Below are 15,317 nucleotides of genomic sequence, written 5' to 3'. Positions count from 1 at the left end.
GGCCCCGTCCCCGCCGCCGTCGCCCGTCCGTGGCCGCCCGGGTCAGAGCCAGCCGCGGCGGGCGGCCTGGACGCCGGCCTGGAAGCGGGTGGTGGCGCCGAGGTGGGCCAGCAGGGCGGAGACCCGGCGCACCACGGTGCGCCGGCCCAGGCCCAGGCGGCGGGCGATGGCGTCGTCGGTGGCGCCGGAGGCCATCAGGGCGAGGATGCGGCGGTCGCGTTCGTCGATGCGCAGGTCGACGCCGGCCACGGTGGCCGGCACCGCCAGGCGCCACAGCGTCTCGAAGACCGCGGTCAGGGCGGTGAGCAGGCCGGAGGGGCGGACCAGCAGGGAGACGACGCCCTCGCGGTCGTCGGCGGGCAGCGTGACGATGGCCAGGTCGTCGTCCCCGATGGCGAGTTTGAGCGGCGGCTCGTCCAGGCTGCGGGCCTGCTCCCCGGCCGCGATCATCCGCGCCATGTTCGGTCCGGCGACCGGGTCCTCGTGGGCGCAGCCCTGGTAGATCACCCGGTAGGCCACGCCGGCGGCCATCCGGCGGCGCTGCAGGGCCTCCTGGTCGAGGTAGTGGGCGCTGTTGCCGGAGTAGGGCGGCACGTCGATCACCCGGACCTGGTGACGGGCCGCCAGCTGCAGGCGGTTGCTGGCCGCCAGCACCTCGGCGCGCTCCTCCACCACCTCCAGCGCGCCGTAGCTGCCGGGGTCGCGCCGGGCGAAGCGGTAGAGGCGTTCGAGGTCGGCGCCGGCCCGGCGGGCGGCGGCCCGGCGCACGGCGTCGCGCTGGAGGACGGCCTCGACCACCCGCTCCGGCGGCAGCGCCTCCCAGGTGTGGTCGCGGTCGTCGGGGCTGCGGGTGGGGTCGAAGGCGACCGCGGCGCCCTCGTCGGCGAGGTCGCGCAGCACCGCGAGGACGGTGTCCGGGTCCAGGCCCGTCTCGGCGGCGAGTTCGTGCGGGTGGGCGCGCCGACGGGCGACCAGGCTGCGGTAGACGCGGCCGCGTTCGCTGTCGGGATCGAGCACGTCGTGCACGGCGCCCCCCCGGGTGTCGTGTCCGGCCCCGGCACCGGGCGGGGCCGGGGGTGTCCGTCCGGAGCCGCGGCGTACCTGCGCCAATGGCCCAGGTGGGCCGCCGGACGCTCTGGCGGTGGCCCGGCCGTATGACGACAGTTGTCGATGCTCAGACAGAGAGCTGAGTCTCGCACAGCCCGTCCCGCACAGCCCGCACGCCGACGACCGAGGACGCCCATGCCCCCTGCCAGGCCCCGCACTTCCGGCTGGTTCAGACCTTTCGCCCGGTTCGCACCCGCCGCCCGGCCCCGGCGCGCCCGCGCGGCCCTCGCCGCCCTGGCCGCCGTCTGCCTGGTCCCGCTCGCCACCCCGGCCGCCGTGGCCGCCGCGGCCGCCGCACCGGCGACCGCCGCCACGCCCGCCGTGCGCGGGGACGCACCCGGGCCGCCGCCGCTGACCGACGGCTTCGGGCTCACCCAGGTCGGCACCGCCACCGGCAGCGCCACCAACTTCACCATCACCGTCACCACGCCCCAGGTCGCCGGGACGCACACCATCCGCATCCTGCTGCCCGCCGACTACGCCACCCGGCCGGACAAGCGCTACCCGGTGTTCTACTTCCTGCACGGCGCCGACGACGGCCCGGACGACCCCAAGCTGGCCTACCCCGCCCTGACCGCCGCCCAGTCGATGATCACCGTCATCCCGGACGGCGGCCTGCGCGGCTGGTACACCGACTGGCTCGACCAGGGCACCGCCGCCGGGGCGCAGAACTGGGAGACCTTCCACCTCGGCCAGGTGCTCCCGTTCGTCGACGCCAACCTGCGCACCCGCACCGACCGCGCCCACCGGGCCGTCGGCGGCCTGTCCATGGGCGGCTTCGGCGCGCTGCACTACGCCCAGGACCACCCCGAGCTGTTCGGCCAGGTGCTCACCATGTCCGGCGCGAACGACCTGTCCGCCAACGAGATGATCATCCGCGGCGCCGTCGTCGCCATGCTCACCGACGCCGGCACCGTGCTGTGCGGGCCCAGCGACGGCCACCCCTGCGGCTGGAACTACGGCCCCGCCGTCTCCAGCGACGCCATCTTCGGCAGCCCCTACCCGGTGCTCAACGCCGACTGGCGCTGGAACGCCGCCGACCCCGGCTCCCGCGCGGCCCTGCTCGCCCACACCGGCATCGCCGTCTACACCGGCAACGGCAACGGCAACAGCGGGGACATGGAGTTCTGGGCCGAGGGCACCGCCAAGCGCTTCAAGGACGCCCTGGACGCGGCCGGCCTGCCGTACCGCTACGTCGACTACGGCAACGGCGCCGGCTGGGGCACCGACTGCCAGGGCGGCCACACCGCGGGCTGCTGGGCGCAGGACCTCGTGGACTACGTCCCGCGCCTGGAGGCGGCCTTCGCCGCCGCCGGCTGACGGCACCCCGCCCCACTCTTCGAAAGGACCACCACCGTGCCCTCCACTCTCCCACCCGCCACTCCCCCGCCCACGCGGACAGCAGCGGCACCGGCCTGGCTGCGGCTGCTGGCCGCCGTCCTGACGGCCTGCTGCGTCGCGCTCGGCCTGGCCGCCGCCCCGGCCGCCTCCGCCGCGTCCGCCGCGCCGGCCGCACCGGGTGCGTCCGCCGCCTGCGCCTCGCCGCAGCAGTGCCTGACGATCACCTCGCTCAGCAACGGGCGCCAGCTCGACGTCCAGAACGGCAACACCGGCGACGGCGTGTACATCGTCACCAACTCCGCGCCCGGCTACCACCAGAACTGGCACCTGAGCGTCGACTCCTCCGACTACTCCTTCACCATCGTCAACAACGACACCGGCAAGTGCATCGACCTGGCCTTCTTCACCCCGGCGCTGCGCCAGCAGACCTGCGCCGGACAGGCCAGCCAGCGCTGGTTCCTCCAGCCGGCCACGAACTCCGGCGACGCGTTCATGATCCGCCACCAGGGCGACAACACCTGCCTGGACCTGCTGCTCGGCGGCAACTACGACGACGCCTGGACCGACCAGTCCACCTGCAACGGCACCGCCAACCAGCAGTGGTCCACCGGCTTCCCGCTCGCCGCCCGCAACCTGGCCGTCGACCACGCCGCCAAGCAGTGCGAGAAGGACACCTCCAGCTGCTCCTGGGCCGTCAAGTCCGAGGCCCCCGCCGCGCCGCTGCCGCGCTCCTGCGTCTCCTCGGTCTGGTTCAACAACACCTCCGGCACCGTCCAGCAGTCCTTCTCGGTCACCGACGAGAGCGGCTGGGCCAACACCATCGGCGCCGGCATGGGCACCACCATGGGCGCCGGCGCCGTGAGCCCGCTGACCGCGACCGTCAGCACCTCGCTGTCCTTCACCAACGAGTGGCACGGCTCCCGCAGCGTCAACAACGCCGTGGTGGTCTCCGTGCCGCCCCAGCAGTACGGCTGGGTGACGCTGGCCGAGGTCGCCCGCCAGGTCACCGGCACCTGGACCTTCGACGCCCACGGCCTGCCCTGGACCGCCGACGACACCATCACCGTCCCGGTCACCTCGGACCCGAACGCCGGGCCGACCCTCTACGTCGCCAACACCAGCCCGACGTTCACCAGCTGCACCTGATCCATCGTCGATCCCCGGGCCGCCGCCGCACGTTCAGCCGGGCGGCGGCGGTCCGGTCACGCCCGCCCCGGGCGCCGCTCCCGCTCCAGCAGCGCGAGCACCTCGCGCACCGCCGCCCGCCCGGCCTCGCGGTACGCGTACTCGCTGGTGTCCACCTCGTGCACCACGGTGCGGTGCACCACCAACGCCAACGCCACGGCCGTACCCGGCAGTTGCTCGGCCAGCTCGGCGCGCACGCCCTCGGCCAGCGCCGCGTGGTACCGGGCGAGCCCCTCCCCGTCGGCCGGCCCGCCGAGCACGGTGGCACCGGCGGCGACCTCCAGGTGCACGCCCTCCTCCCACGGCTCGAAGTCGACCACGGCATCCGCGACGGCACCCGGGCAGCCGCCCTGGCGGACGTAGCGGGCGCGCACCCCACGCACCGGGCGGGGCGGGAAGGCCCGGACTCCGGCATCCACGGTTCAGGCGCCGGTGATCTCGACCCTGGTGATCACCACGTCCTCCACCGGGCGCTCGCCCTCCACGGGGGTGGCGGCGATCGCATCGACCACGGCCTTGGAGGCGGCGTCGGCGACCTGGCCGAAGATGGTGTGCTTGCGGTTGAGGTGGGCGGGGGTGCCCACCGTGATGAAGAACTGCGAACCGTTGGTGCCCGGGCCGGAGTTGGCCATGGCCAGCAGGTAGGGCCTGGTGAAGAACAGCTCCGGGTGGAACTCGTCCGCGAAGGCGTAGCCCGGGCCGCCGGTGCCGGTGCCGGTCGGGTCGCCGCCCTGGATCATGAAGCCCTTGACCACCCGGTGGAAGGTCGTGCCGTCGTAGTACGGGCCGCTGCCCGCCCCGCCGGTGCGCGGGTCGGTGTACTCCCGCTCCCCCTCCGCGAGTTCGACGAAGTTGCGGACCGTCTTCGGTGCGTGGAACGGGAACAGTTCCAGCCGGATCGGGCCCGCGGTGGTGTGCAGGATGGCGAACCGGGCGTTGGCCACGGGTGTCTCCTTCTTCGTAGCGGCTGCTGCGGTGGTCGGACGGCATCCTGGCACATGGGATGATTCGCAGCCGAACCGGCCGGGCTGAGCCGCCGGGCGGACGGGAAGGGGTGGCCGTGGTGGTCGGAGCGGTGCTGGTCGGGCTGCTGGTACTGGTGCTCGCGGGGTGCGGGTGCGTGGTGTGGGCCGCGCGGGGCGGGCCGCGCTGGGCGCGCGCGGCCGCGGCCGTCACGCTCGGCGCGGGCGAGCTGCTGCGCGGCGCGGCGCGCAGCCGGCGTCGGAGGGAGCGGCGGGATCCGCCGTTCCTCGGCGGGGGCGGGGGCGGCGACAGCGGCAGCGGCGGCAGCGGCGGCGGGGACTCGTGACGGAGGAGCAGCGGCTGCGGCGGGTCTTCGAGGCGGCGCTGGCCGACGCCCTGGCCGGGCGCGGCGTGCCGGACTGCCTGGGCCTGGACGACCCGACCGACCGGGCGCTGTGGGCGGTGTACGACGCGGCGATCGGCCACGGCGCGTGTCCGCGCTCGCGGGAGGAGCTGGTGGCGGACGCCCGCCGGACCTTCGCGGGGCAGCTGGACGGCAGCAACGCGGCCCGGTGGCGCGAGGAGCTCGCGCGCAAACTCGCCGGGCCCGGGGACTGACGGGCCGGAACGCGGCGCGTCCCCGGCGCCGTGGGGTGCCACGGCGGCCGGGGACGCGCCCGGATGTCAGCGCCCGGGTGTCAGCGCTCGGCGGAGCGGCGGCGGGAGGCCACCACCATGGCCGCGCCCGCGGCCAGGGCCGCGGCGGCGCCGCCGGCCTCCCAGCCGAGGCCCTCGGCGCCGGTGGCGGCGAGCGAGCCGGCGCCGGTGCCCGTGACGGCCGTGGTGGTGCCGGTGGTACCGGTGGTGCCGGTGCTACCGGTCAGCGCGGCCGGCTGGACGGTCTGCGGCTGCTGGGCGCCCTGGCCCTGCTGCCCGGCGCCCTGGTCGGCGGGCTTGTCGGCAGGCTTGTCCGTCGACTTCCCGGCGGCCTCGTCGGCGGCGCGGGCCGTGGCCCAGCCCTCGGCGAGGAACTTCGCGATGTCCGCGTCGCTGCCCTCCATCGCCTTGCCGGCCGCCGCGCGCACCGCCGGGCCGCCGGTCTCCATCAGCTGGGAGACCTTCACCCGGTTGTCCGAGGCGCGCAGCTTGGGCAGCTCCTCCAGGAAGGCGGCGACGTCGGCCGGAGTGCCGGTGAGCGCCTTCTTGGCCCCCTCCAGGACGCGCGGGCCGGTGTTCTTGTCCGCCAGGGCGACGAACACCGCGACGCGGTCGTCCGAGGCCTTGGCGGCCGGCCAGCCCTCGGCGAGCCACTTGGCGACGTCGGCGTCGCTGCCGTCCAGCGCCTTCTGGGCGCCCTCGCGCGCCTCGCGGCCGCCGTTGGCCAGGATCTGGGAGACCTTCACCCGGTTGTCGTCGCCGCGGTTCTTGGCGAGGTCCACCTCCAGGAAGTGCCGCAGCTCGGCGGCCCCGCCCTTGAGCGCCTTCTCGGCCGCCGCGCGCACCCCGGGGCCGGTGTCCTTGTCGGCCAGGATCTTCTCGATCGCGGCCCGGTCGGCGTCCTCGGCCTGGGCGGCGGCCAGGTCCTCCGCGAAGAACTTCAGGACTGCCGCGTCACCGCCGTCCAGCGCCCTGCTGGCCGCCGCACGCACGGCCGGACCGCCGTTCAGGGCCTGGGCGACCTTCACCCGCAGGTCGTCCATCCGGATCCTGGGCAGGCCGACCGTCAGGAACTTCCGCAGATCGGCCGCGCTGCCCTTGAGTGCCTCCTCGGCCCCCTCGCGCACGTAGCGGCTGGAGTCCTTGTCGGCCAGGATCTTCTGGATCTCGGCCCGGTCGCGCTGCTCCTGCCCGTCCGCCTCGGTGCCGGTGCCGCCGGTGCTTCCGGCGGGGGCGGCGTCCGGCGCGGAGCCGGAGGCGGTGTCAGGACCGGTGACCCCGCTCGGCTGGGGGGCGTCGGCGGCCGAGGCCGAGGAGGGGAACAGCACGGCGGGGGCCAGGACGGCGGCCGCGACGACGGCGGACACCTTGGGCAGCTTCATGCAGCGAGACCTGCGTCTTCCTGTTGTGAAGAGATCATGAACGCCCGACAGCATAGATCCTTTTTTACGTTCGCCATACCAGATATTTGCCACCCCACCCGGGACTCCCGGGACGCCCTCCGGGGGCATGTCACGCCCTGTCAGAACCACCCCCTAGGGTGGGCCGGGTGAGCTTTCATCTGGTCGTCGGACACGGGCCCGCCGGGGCCGCCACCGCCCGCCTGCTGGCCGAACAGGGCCACCAGGTCCGGGTCGCCACCCGTACCGGGCGCCCCGCCGGACCGCCCGTCGACGGCGTCGAGCACCTCGCCCTGGACGCGGCCGACCCCGCCCGGCTGGCCCAGGCCGCCCGCGGCGCCACCGCCATCCACGGCTGCGCCGCACCGCCGCTGCCCCAGTGGGCCGGGCGCTGGCCCGCCCTCGCCGCCTCGCTGTGCGCGGCCGCCGAGGACAGCGGCGCGGTGCTGGTGATGCTCGGCAACCTGTACGGCTACGGGCCGGTCGTGCGCCCGATGACCGAGGACCTGCCGCTCGCCGCGACCGGCCCCAAGGGCCGGGTCCGGGCCGCCGCCTGGGAGCAGGCCCGCGCCCTGCACGAGGCCGGGCGGATCCGCGCCGTCGAGGTGCGCGCCTCCGACTTCTTCGGCCCCGGCGTCACCGAGGGCGGCCACCTGGCCTCCCGCGTGCTGCCCGGCCTGCTGAAGGGCCGTCCGATCGCCGTCCTCGGCGACCCGGACGCCCCGCACAGCTGGACCTACCTGCCGGACGTGGCCCGCGCGATGGTCGAGGTCGCCACCGAGGAACGGGCCTGGGGCCGGCCCTGGCACGTCCCCACCGCCCCCGCCCTGCCGGTGCGCACCATGGTGGAGCGCCTGGCCGCCGAGGCCGGCACCGGCCCGGTCGGGGTGCGCCGCCTCTCCCCCGCCGTCCTGGCGGTGGGCGGGCTGTTCTCCCCGCTGGTGCGCGAACTGCGCGAGGTCCGCTACCAGTTCGACCGCCCCTTCGTGATGGACTCCACCGCCTACCAGGCCGCGTTCACCGTCCGGGCGACCCCGCTGAAGGAGCAACTCGCCGCCACCGTCGCCTGGTGGCGCGAGCGGACGGCCTGAGGGAGGACGGGCGACGGACCGACTCCTGGACGGCAACGACATCGTGGACCGCCTGCCGCACATCAGGGAGGTCAGCCCCCGAGCCCCACGGGCTCAGTGCCCCTTGAGGGCGTCCGCACCCCGGTACCCGGCCGGCACGCCCTCGGCGATGACCACGTCGGCCACCATGTGCCGGGTGCGCAGCGGCAGGATCTCCCGGTAGGCGGGCGAGTCGTACCAGGCCCGGGCCCGCCCGTAGTCGGGGAACTCGATCAGGATCAGCCCGAGCGGGCCCCAACTGCCCTCCGGGTTCTCGAACTTCCCCCCGTGGACGACGAACCGCCCGTCGAACTCGTCAAGCGTGGCGTCGATCCGCTCCAGGTACTCGACGATGTCGGGGCACATCTCGGCGGAGTGGACCTGGGCGAGGGCGAAGGCGGTCATGTGCTGCTCCCGTGGTGTCGTCGAGGGGTTCCTGCTGACCTTTCCGACGGTAGGCGTCGGCAGGGCCCGGCCGAATCCGTCGCGTATCGGTAGCGGGTGACGTAGCCGCCGGGGGAGGGTGCGGGGCGGATCCGAGAAAGCTCGGATACCGGCGGGTGGCAGGGGCCTGACAGATTGGGGGTCGGTCGGCCGGCCGTACCGCCCCTGCCCCTCCCCTCGATCTGGAGACCCCGTGCGCTCGCTCATCCGACGGATCGTCCTCTCGGCCGCGCTCGCCCTGGGCGGCCTGGCGCTCGCCCCCGGCGCCGCCTCGGCCGACACCCCCGCGACGGTCCTGTTCAACCAGGCCTCCGAACGCTGTCCCGACGGCGCGGTGTGGGACACCCAGGACATGCACCCCTGCGCGCCCTCGAACAACCCGGGCAAGTGGGTGTTCACGCCGGTCCCGGGCTGGAGCGGCGTCTACACGATCAACAACGAGGCCGACCGGCGCTCGTGCCTGACCGCCTCCGACAGCCGCCCCAACGGCTACCAGTGCCTCGCGAACCAGACCAGCCAGCTGTGGCGGATCACCCCGTACACGGCGGCCGGCCAGACCGCGAAGTACGACATGGTCGGGGTGCGGATCCAGAACGTGTCCAGCTCGCTGTGCCTGGACAACACCGCGAAGAACTTCGGCGGCTGGAAGCTCTACATGTTCGGCTGCAACGACGGCGCCTACCAGCAGTGGAACGTCTACCGCAGCAGCTACGAGGCCCTGTTCGGCCCGGTCGGCGCCCACAAGGGCATGACCTGGGCGACCCTGGAGCAGCGCGCCGACAACGTGGTGCACGTCGGCAACGACGCGTCGAGCAACGCCTACCAGGGCGACACCCCGGCCGGCACCCAGCTGCCGGTACTGTGCCTGCGCAAGGACGGCCGCCCCGCCCCGGCGGGCGTGCCCACCAGCGGCTTCCACAGCTGGGCCGGCGGCGAGGTGAAGGCCACCGCGCCGGTGCCCGGCACCCAGCTGAGCAGCCGGGCCACCGCCGACCAGCTGTGCGCCACCTCCTTCGGGGCGGGCTTCCGGATGGCGGAGTTCCACGACGCGTCGGGCTGGGGCCTGTGGGCCAACGGCACCCTGCCCACCCAGACCCGTTTCTGGACCGCGATCGACGACCAGCCGGCCAACCCGTGGAACTGACCACCCCGACGGCGCACCACCACTGACCGACCACCCGGGGGCGGGCGCCGACCGACGGCACCCGCCCCCCGGCCTGCCGCCCTTCCGCACCGAACAACGGGCTAGAACACCCAGCCCAGCTCTCAGAACGTCTGGAGGGACCCGCCGTTCCAGGGGTGGATCCCCGAAGCGATCAGGCGCTTCTCCTCACGCCAGTTGAGGAAGCGCGGCTCCCGCGCACCCCAGAGCGAGACCTCGCCGATGGGGCACTCGTCGAACTCTTCCTGGAAAACGCCGACCAGGAAATCCACCATTCCGCACTCGTAGACTCTCCACCGGGCCTTCCCCCGATTGAAAACGGCAACCGGCCACGAATCCGCAGAGGCCTCCGAGGTGACCCAGCACAGGAGGTCGGCGCTGGAGTCGATGCCCCACGCCAGGATCGAGTCGGGGCCGCCGATCAGCTCCCCGCCAACCTTCTCGAACTCCCACGCCTTGTGGGCTTCCATCGTCACTCTGGAGATCGGCAACGGCGCACCCCCCGGCGAAGCATCCTCTCCCGGAACGGCCACCTCCAGGCAGTCGTCGACGGCGCCCCCGCCGTAGACCGCGATGAACTCCAGGTAGTCCCCGGGAAGCCGCCCCCCGAGGTGATCAGGCATCGACGGCTCATCCGCCACGACACCGGACCCCGGCGGCATGATGCGACGAATGACATCGAGCCGAGAACCGCTCTCCATGAACCTCTCCTCAGTACAGGCCCAGCCTCACGGCGAGAGCGAGCGCCAGACGTCGGGGTCCATGGACCGGTCGATCAGCTCATCGGCATCCGGAAACTCGCCCGTCAGGAGAGCGGTGAGGAAATCGGCCATGCCACCGTCGAAGGGGATCAGCTCACTGGTGTCGAAGCGCCACACCACCACCGGCCATTGTTCGGGGTCTCCGACCGAAGTGTCCCAGCAGAAGTAGTCACACATGGTGTTGTTGGCCCACGCGAGCAGACAGCCCTCCTTGGGGAAAGGCTCGTACGGGCGGCCGAACTCTGGATTCCACTCGTACCATCCGTCGAGCATCTCCCCGACGTCCTTGTTGAAGTAGTAGAGGCCGTTGAAGGTCTCTTCTTCCGGACCTCCTGGTTCGAGCACCGGCGTCGAGACCCTGATGTCTCCGCCGAATTCGAGGTAGCCGTACCGTTCCACGAGCTCACGGTAGTCCTGGGGCAGCCGGACGCCGAGCCGCTCGACGGCCCCCTCCCACCGCAACTCGACACGCCCACGCCCGGGATCACCCATGATCTCCACGAGCCTGCCGATACTGCTCGTCATCTTCGCCGCTCCTCTCCGCATCGCAGCCGGCTGCTACTCCACCCAGTTCCAGTCACCCTGGCAACGCAACAGCGGCTCATCGGCGCCGGGCGGCGCTACTTCGTCCGCGTACGCGTACGTACCGTCGACGACGGCGAGGAGAAAGGCCGCGAAGCCGCCGTCGAAGCGGTCCCACTCCTCCAGGCTCCGGTAGAACGCCACCACCGGCCAGGCGTCCGGATCGTCGCCCTCGGTCAGCCAGAAGAACTGGTCCGCATTCAGGTTCGAGCCCCAGGACAGGAGTCCGCCCGGCTCGGGGTGGACGGGATAGGGGCAGTCCTCATCGGCAGCCAGTTCCGCGGCGAGGCCCTCCGTGGTCCTGGACACAAAACCTGGGAAACCGACGACCGCCCCACCGTCGTAGGAACGCAGAGTCGGCACCGCGACGGACAGCTCGCCGTTGATCCGCACGCACCCGTAACGGTCCACGAACTCCCGGTAGTCCGAGGGGAAGGCGAAGCCGACCTCCTCGACCGACCGCTCCCAGGGGGTCGTGGCAGGCCTTCGCACCGGCTCCCCGAGGATCTCCGACAGACAGACGAGCTCCACACTCATGTTCCTTCTGACGACCTGGTGGGGTCGCCCCCTCCGAATCCCCTCGAACTCACCGGACCCGGATGATCGTATCGGCGGTCATGTCCCGCTCCCCTGGCGCCGAAGGGCGGCTCCGGGGTGTGTCAGTTCCTCGGCGCGCCGGTCAGCGGGTCGAGCCTGTCGCGCCTCCGCTGCCGTTCCAGCCGCCAGTGGACGAACCGGGGGGACGCACAACCCCAGGCGTCGGTGATGCCGACGGGGCACGGGTCGATCTCCGCTCTGAGCATCGCGCGGAGGAACTCCACCATCCCCATGTCATAGACCCTGGGTGCGCCGCCGTTCCGGCCGAGGACCAGCACCGGCCACGCGTCGGGGTCGTCACCGGTCGTCAGCCAGCCCAGGGTGTCCGCGGTGCAGGAACCTCCCCAGGCGACGATCTGCTCGGCCGACCTCACCTCGTCGATCGGCTCGCCGTCCTCCTCGAACAGCCAGCGCGCCTCCTCCGTCATGCCGCGCATGCCCGGCTGCGGGGCATCCGGTGGCACCAGTTCGTCAGGAGCGAGGACCGAGATGCAGTCCTCAATGCCTCCCTGCCCGTACCGGGTGATGAACTCGATGTAGTCACGCGGGAACCGGAAGCCCCACGCCTGCTCCACCACCGCCCAGTCACCGGCCTCACCGGCGCCCTCGTGCGGGGGCATGAGCTCCAGGAGTCCATCGATGTCGAATGTGGCTGCCATGGGCCCTATCCTCCCCTCCGGCTCGGGCCCCGCGGAAACGCCGGTTCCGCTTCCCGGACCGTTCAGGGCGAGCGCGAGAGCCACGCGTCGGCGCTCATCGACCGGTCGATCAGCTCGTCGGAGTCGGGGAACTCGCCCGTCAGGACAGCGGCGAGGAACTCGGCCATCCCACCGTCGAAACGGACCCACTCACTGATGCCGAAACGCCACACCACCACCGGCCACTGATCGGGCTCCCCGGCAGAGGTGTCCCAGCAGAAGTAGTCGGAGGAGGTGTTGTTCGCCCAGGCGAGCAGACACCCCTTCGCCGGAAACGGCTCGTACGGACGACCGTCCACCCCGTCCCAGCCGTACCACTCCTCCAGCATCTCCCCGACGTCCTTGTTGAACTGGTGGAGGCCGTCGAACCTCTCCCCGTCCGCAACCCCGTCCCTCAGCGACGGCGTCACCACCAGGAGATCACCCGAGTACTCGACCCGCCCGTACCGCTCCACGAACTCCCGGAAATCCGCGGGAAGTTCGACGCCGAGACGCTCGACGGACCTCTCCCACGGCACCTGGACGCGCTCCCGCCCCGGGGCGCCCATCAGCTCCCCGAGCCGGCCGAGGGTGCTGCTCATCCGTCCGCCTTTCCGGTCGGTCCCGCCGCCATCAGTCCCACCAGAAGTGCCACTGGTGGGAGTCGACCAGCAGTTCGGCGTAGGCGGTGAGGGTGGGGGCGCCGTGCTGGATCTGGTCGGGGCACAGGGCGATGTGCTCGGCGGCCAGGGGCAGGGCCTCGGCGAGGGTGGCGGGCGGCACGGGGACGCTCAACTGGAGGGTGTCGAAGCCGACTTCGACGACCTGGGCGCCGAAGCGGCGCTCCCAGTCGGCGAGGACGGCGGAGATCTTGGCGGTGTCGCCCACATGGTTGGCCGGGCCGCTCCAGCCGCAGACGGCCAGCGCCTCGGCCCCGCTGCGGGCCGGTACCAGGCCCAGCCGCACGTCCTTGACGGAGCGCAGCGCCCCGGCCAGTCCGCGCGCCTCGGTGTCGGCGGCGCCGTCGGGGAGGGTGAGGGCCGCGGCGGTGCCGGGCCACTGGAGGCCGTGCGGGGCGAGGGCCTCGGCCAACTCCTCGTCGTCGCAGCCGTACCCGTCGTCCTCCTCGCCACCCGTCTCCCACCAGGTGCGCAGCAGGGCGGCCGGGTCGTACCACTCGAAGTCGGAGGCCTGCGCGGGGTACAACTCCCCGGACAGCCACGGCCGGAAGGCCGGGTCCGCGTCGCCCAGCGGGCTCAACAGCAGCGGCCACAGCCCGCTCTGCGGGTGCGCGCGGTGCAGTTGCTCCCACAGCCCGGCGGGCGCGGGCCCGTCACTGATCCACAGCAACGGCCCCTCGTCGGCGAGGACGGGACGGCCGGGCGGCAACGGAACGGGCGGGGCGACGTCGAAAGGCCAGGTCATGCCGCCCACCGTAGGAGCGGGCACTGACACCTGCCTGTCAGTCGGGGCGTTGGCCGTGTTGGAGGATGGGCAGGGTGCGGCCGGCGAGTGCTTCGGTGACGCGGGCTGCCTGGGAGGGGGCCATGTGGCGCGGGAGTTCGCGTACGGGCACGAAGCGGGCGCCGTGCAGGCGGCTGCGGTGCTGGGGCGGGACGGTGACGGGGTGTTCGTCGCGTACGGTGCCGCCGTCGAAGACCAGGGCCAGGCGTTCCAGGTTGCGGTCGGCGGGGTTGTAGTCCAGGGCCGTGACGTGGGTGAGGCGGGCGATGATGCCGGTCTGGGCGTGCAGGTGGCGGGCGGCGGCGCGGTGCGGGGGCTCGTTGGCCTTGCCGGGGCCGCCGGGCAGGATCATGCCGTCCAGGTAGTCGGGGTCCACGAGGAGGACGTCGCCGCGCTGGTTGCGCAGGAGGACGAGGCAGCCGAGGCGGCAGATGGGGGGCTTGGCGAGCAGTCGGGGGTCGTGCACGGGGGGTTCACTTTCTGAGGGCGTACAGCAGGACGAGGGCGAAGCAGGCCCACCAGAGGATGCGGGCGAGGAGTTCAGTCGTCATAGGTGAGGCGCTCGTAGCGCAGGCCCTTGCGCAGCAGGTCCACGATGCGCAGCAGGTCCAGGGGGCGGGCGGTGAGGTGGAGGAGGTACTCGCAGGACTGGCGGCCGGTGTCCCAGTCCACTTCGAGGGTGGGGAGCTGGACACGGCCCAGGGCGAGGACGGTGGTGAGGTCGTCCAGGACGGCGGCGGCCTGCCGGCGCTGCTCGGCGGTGATGCGGGAGAGGGTGCCGCCCATCACCGCTCCCCGGTCATCTCGTTGGCGACCCGGCAGCACCGGGCGCCGGTGTCCCAGAGGACGCCGTAGCCATGCAGCTCGGCAGGCTGCAGCAACTTCACGGTCATGTCTGACCGCCTTCCACTCGAATCCGCAGTCACGCGAGTCGATTGACGACCGACTTCACTTTCCGTGTCTCAAGCGTCGCTCACCGCAGCTAGGCTGACCAGCGTGGACGTGTGCCACATCGCAGTTGGACACACCGGAGGGGCTCCATGGTCTTCAAGCCCAACAAGCTGGACCCCGGGCGTTCGGCCCGCGACCTGTTCGGCTGGGAGATGCGCAATCACCGGGAGCTCGCCGGCTCCATGTCGCTTGATCAACTGACCGAGATCCTCGGCTGTTTCTCGAAGGGACACCTGGCCAGGATCGAGCGGGCCGAGTCAATGCCGCCGCCGGAACTCCCACCCAAGCTCGATGCCGCGTTCGGCACCGACGGGCGCTTCGGCCGCATCTACCTACTCGCCAAGAAGGAGAAGTTCCCGGGCAAGTATCGGAAATGGTCCGAGATCGAGGCCAAGGCTGAGATCATTGAGGAGTTCTCGGCGGCCACCATTCCGGGGCTCCTCCAGACCCCCGAGGTTGCACGCCTCTCCCTACTCGCCGGTCATCCACACGCCACCCCGCAAGAGCTCGAAGTGCTGGTGTCAACGCGTCTCGAGCGCCAGAAGCGGCTGGACTCGTCAGCCCCTCCACATTGCTGGTTCATTCTTGACGAGTCGACTCTCCGAAGGCCGGTCGGGAACGCGACAGTGATGATGCGTCAACTCGAAGCCATCACGTCGGACCGGAGATCGCACATCACCGTGCAGGTCCTTCCATTCTCCGCAGGAGTTCATGCCGAGATGGGTGGGTCGCTCTTTCTCTATTCGATGCCCGGACGTCCGTTGGTGGCTTGGGAAGAAGGCGCTCGCAGTGGTGAACTCATCGAAGATGCCGAGGGCGTAGCGGCCCGCCGGAAGTCATACGATCTACTCAGGGCCATGGCCCGGTCGCCCAGAGACTCCCGGGCGATGATCAGGCGCATCTCGAAGGAGTAGGGC

20 protein-coding genes are annotated in these 15,317 nt (G+C 72.4%); 7 read left to right on the top strand and 13 right to left on the bottom strand.

What is annotated here, in order from left to right; all coding sequences use genetic code 11:
* Positions 1-42: 42 nt before the first annotated feature.
* The gene (locus tag ACIP4P_RS26685) at positions 43-1,026 is read right to left on the bottom strand and encodes a hypothetical protein (RefSeq protein ID WP_400922522.1); all 984 of its coding nucleotides are present in this window, start codon (positions 1,024-1,026) and stop codon (positions 43-45) included.
* A gap of 216 nt (positions 1,027-1,242) precedes the next feature.
* Between ACIP4P_RS26685 and ACIP4P_RS26680 the strand changes: the two genes are divergently transcribed.
* Together ACIP4P_RS26680 and ACIP4P_RS26675 are read left to right on the top strand one after the other, a co-directional pair.
* A complete protein-coding gene (locus ACIP4P_RS26680; protein ID WP_400922520.1) occupies positions 1,243-2,427 on the top strand; it encodes an alpha/beta hydrolase in 1,185 nt (394 codons plus the stop codon).
* Between the two features lie 36 nt (positions 2,428-2,463).
* Positions 2,464-3,594 (top strand): RICIN domain-containing protein, encoded by a 1,131-nt coding sequence (locus ACIP4P_RS26675; protein WP_400922518.1) that lies wholly within the window; start codon positions 2,464-2,466, stop codon positions 3,592-3,594.
* Between the two features lie 56 nt (positions 3,595-3,650).
* Here the strand turns inward: ACIP4P_RS26675 and ACIP4P_RS26670 are convergent, their stop codons facing one another.
* Together ACIP4P_RS26670 and ACIP4P_RS26665 are read right to left on the bottom strand one after the other, a co-directional pair.
* Positions 3,651-4,052 carry a hypothetical protein gene (locus ACIP4P_RS26670; protein WP_400922516.1) on the bottom strand — a complete coding sequence of 134 codons (402 nt, stop codon included), beginning with the start codon at positions 4,050-4,052 and terminating at the stop codon, positions 3,651-3,653.
* A gap of 3 nt (positions 4,053-4,055) precedes the next feature.
* Complete coding sequence (locus ACIP4P_RS26665) at positions 4,056-4,577, bottom strand: peptidylprolyl isomerase (RefSeq protein ID WP_350513852.1); 522 nt, start codon at positions 4,575-4,577, stop codon at positions 4,056-4,058.
* 116 nt (positions 4,578-4,693) lie between these two features.
* Here ACIP4P_RS26665 and ACIP4P_RS26660 point away from each other — a divergent pair, with 116 nt between their 5' ends.
* Complete coding sequence (locus ACIP4P_RS26660; protein ID WP_400922514.1) at positions 4,694-4,942, top strand: hypothetical protein; 249 nt, start codon at positions 4,694-4,696, stop codon at positions 4,940-4,942.
* Positions 4,939-5,214: a hypothetical protein gene (locus tag ACIP4P_RS26655; RefSeq protein ID WP_400922512.1), complete on the top strand. Its 276-nt coding sequence runs from the start codon at positions 4,939-4,941 to the stop codon at positions 5,212-5,214. Before ACIP4P_RS26660 ends, ACIP4P_RS26655 begins: the two co-directional genes overlap by 4 nt.
* 80 nt (positions 5,215-5,294) lie before the next feature.
* Here ACIP4P_RS26655 and ACIP4P_RS26650 read toward each other — a convergent pair whose 3' ends face one another.
* Complete coding sequence (locus ACIP4P_RS26650; RefSeq protein ID WP_400922510.1) at positions 5,295-6,635, bottom strand: hypothetical protein; 1,341 nt, start codon at positions 6,633-6,635, stop codon at positions 5,295-5,297.
* Between the two features lie 167 nt (positions 6,636-6,802).
* On the opposite strand from ACIP4P_RS26650, the gene ACIP4P_RS26645 reads away from it, so the two are divergent.
* Positions 6,803-7,744: an NAD-dependent epimerase/dehydratase family protein gene (locus ACIP4P_RS26645; RefSeq protein ID WP_400922508.1), complete on the top strand. Its 942-nt coding sequence runs from the start codon at positions 6,803-6,805 to the stop codon at positions 7,742-7,744.
* Positions 7,745-7,837: 93 nt separating this feature from the next.
* Here the strand turns inward: ACIP4P_RS26645 and ACIP4P_RS26640 are convergent, their stop codons facing one another.
* Positions 7,838-8,167 carry a DUF1330 domain-containing protein gene (locus tag ACIP4P_RS26640; RefSeq protein WP_400922506.1) on the bottom strand — a complete coding sequence of 110 codons (330 nt, stop codon included), beginning with the start codon at positions 8,165-8,167 and terminating at the stop codon, positions 7,838-7,840.
* 232 nt (positions 8,168-8,399) lie between these two features.
* Here ACIP4P_RS26640 and ACIP4P_RS26635 point away from each other — a divergent pair, with 232 nt between their 5' ends.
* Positions 8,400-9,350 (top strand): hypothetical protein, encoded by a 951-nt coding sequence (locus tag ACIP4P_RS26635; protein ID WP_400922504.1) that lies wholly within the window; start codon positions 8,400-8,402, stop codon positions 9,348-9,350.
* 122 nt (positions 9,351-9,472) lie between these two features.
* Here ACIP4P_RS26635 and ACIP4P_RS26630 read toward each other — a convergent pair whose 3' ends face one another.
* From ACIP4P_RS26630 to ACIP4P_RS26595, 8 genes are all read right to left on the bottom strand, one after another.
* Positions 9,473-10,069, bottom strand: a complete 597-nt coding sequence (locus ACIP4P_RS26630) for a hypothetical protein (RefSeq protein ID WP_400922502.1) — start codon at positions 10,067-10,069, stop codon at positions 9,473-9,475.
* 27 nt (positions 10,070-10,096) lie between these two features.
* The gene (locus ACIP4P_RS26625) at positions 10,097-10,654 is read right to left on the bottom strand and encodes an SMI1/KNR4 family protein (protein WP_400922500.1); all 558 of its coding nucleotides are present in this window, start codon (positions 10,652-10,654) and stop codon (positions 10,097-10,099) included.
* A 33-nt stretch (positions 10,655-10,687) separates the two neighbouring features.
* Positions 10,688-11,248: a hypothetical protein gene (locus ACIP4P_RS26620; protein ID WP_400922498.1), complete on the bottom strand. Its 561-nt coding sequence runs from the start codon at positions 11,246-11,248 to the stop codon at positions 10,688-10,690.
* Positions 11,249-11,370: 122 nt separating this feature from the next.
* A complete protein-coding gene (locus tag ACIP4P_RS26615; protein WP_400922496.1) occupies positions 11,371-11,967 on the bottom strand; it encodes an SMI1/KNR4 family protein in 597 nt (198 codons plus the stop codon).
* A gap of 62 nt (positions 11,968-12,029) precedes the next feature.
* Positions 12,030-12,587, bottom strand: coding sequence for an SMI1/KNR4 family protein (locus ACIP4P_RS26610; RefSeq protein ID WP_400922494.1), 558 nt, complete (start codon positions 12,585-12,587; stop codon positions 12,030-12,032).
* Positions 12,588-12,618: 31 nt separating this feature from the next.
* Entirely contained in the window at positions 12,619-13,410 is a 792-nt protein-coding gene (locus ACIP4P_RS26605; protein WP_400922491.1) for a DUF4253 domain-containing protein, read from the bottom strand.
* Positions 13,411-13,447: 37 nt separating this feature from the next.
* Positions 13,448-13,915: an NUDIX domain-containing protein gene (locus ACIP4P_RS26600; protein ID WP_350517841.1), complete on the bottom strand. Its 468-nt coding sequence runs from the start codon at positions 13,913-13,915 to the stop codon at positions 13,448-13,450.
* Between the two features lie 74 nt (positions 13,916-13,989).
* A complete protein-coding gene (locus ACIP4P_RS26595) occupies positions 13,990-14,235 on the bottom strand; it encodes a hypothetical protein (RefSeq protein WP_400922489.1) in 246 nt (81 codons plus the stop codon).
* Positions 14,236-14,489: 254 nt separating this feature from the next.
* Between ACIP4P_RS26595 and ACIP4P_RS26590 the strand changes: the two genes are divergently transcribed.
* Positions 14,490-15,314 (top strand): Scr1 family TA system antitoxin-like transcriptional regulator, encoded by an 825-nt coding sequence (locus ACIP4P_RS26590; protein ID WP_400922487.1) that lies wholly within the window; start codon positions 14,490-14,492, stop codon positions 15,312-15,314.
* The last annotated feature ends 3 nt before the right edge of the window (positions 15,315-15,317 follow it).

The organism is Kitasatospora sp. NPDC089509, assembly GCF_044749365.1.
Lineage (GTDB): Bacteria > Actinomycetota > Actinomycetes > Streptomycetales > Streptomycetaceae > Kitasatospora.
This window is presented reverse-complemented; position numbering and strand designations above follow the sequence as displayed.

Bases quoted from the DNA above. Each gene is read 5' to 3' on its own strand.
- ACIP4P_RS26595 (WP_400922489.1), bottom strand. From the start codon at position 14,235: ATGGGCGGCACCCTCTCCCGCATCACCGCCGAGCAGCGCCGGCAGGCC.
- ACIP4P_RS26590 (WP_400922487.1), top strand. From the start codon at position 14,490: ATGGTCTTCAAGCCCAACAAGCTGGACCCCGGGCGTTCGGCCCGCGAC.
- ACIP4P_RS26650 (WP_400922510.1), bottom strand. From the start codon at position 6,635: ATGAAGCTGCCCAAGGTGTCCGCCGTCGTCGCGGCCGCCGTCCTGGCC.
- ACIP4P_RS26615 (WP_400922496.1), bottom strand. From the start codon at position 11,967: ATGGCAGCCACATTCGACATCGATGGACTCCTGGAGCTCATGCCCCCG.
- ACIP4P_RS26625 (WP_400922500.1), bottom strand. From the start codon at position 10,654: ATGACGAGCAGTATCGGCAGGCTCGTGGAGATCATGGGTGATCCCGGG.
- ACIP4P_RS26620 (WP_400922498.1), bottom strand. From the start codon at position 11,248: ATGAGTGTGGAGCTCGTCTGTCTGTCGGAGATCCTCGGGGAGCCGGTG.
- ACIP4P_RS26640 (WP_400922506.1), bottom strand. From the start codon at position 8,167: ATGACCGCCTTCGCCCTCGCCCAGGTCCACTCCGCCGAGATGTGCCCC.
- ACIP4P_RS26610 (WP_400922494.1), bottom strand. From the start codon at position 12,587: ATGAGCAGCACCCTCGGCCGGCTCGGGGAGCTGATGGGCGCCCCGGGG.
- ACIP4P_RS26680 (WP_400922520.1), top strand. From the start codon at position 1,243: ATGCCCCCTGCCAGGCCCCGCACTTCCGGCTGGTTCAGACCTTTCGCC.
- ACIP4P_RS26630 (WP_400922502.1), bottom strand. From the start codon at position 10,069: ATGGAGAGCGGTTCTCGGCTCGATGTCATTCGTCGCATCATGCCGCCG.
- ACIP4P_RS26605 (WP_400922491.1), bottom strand. From the start codon at position 13,410: ATGACCTGGCCTTTCGACGTCGCCCCGCCCGTTCCGTTGCCGCCCGGC.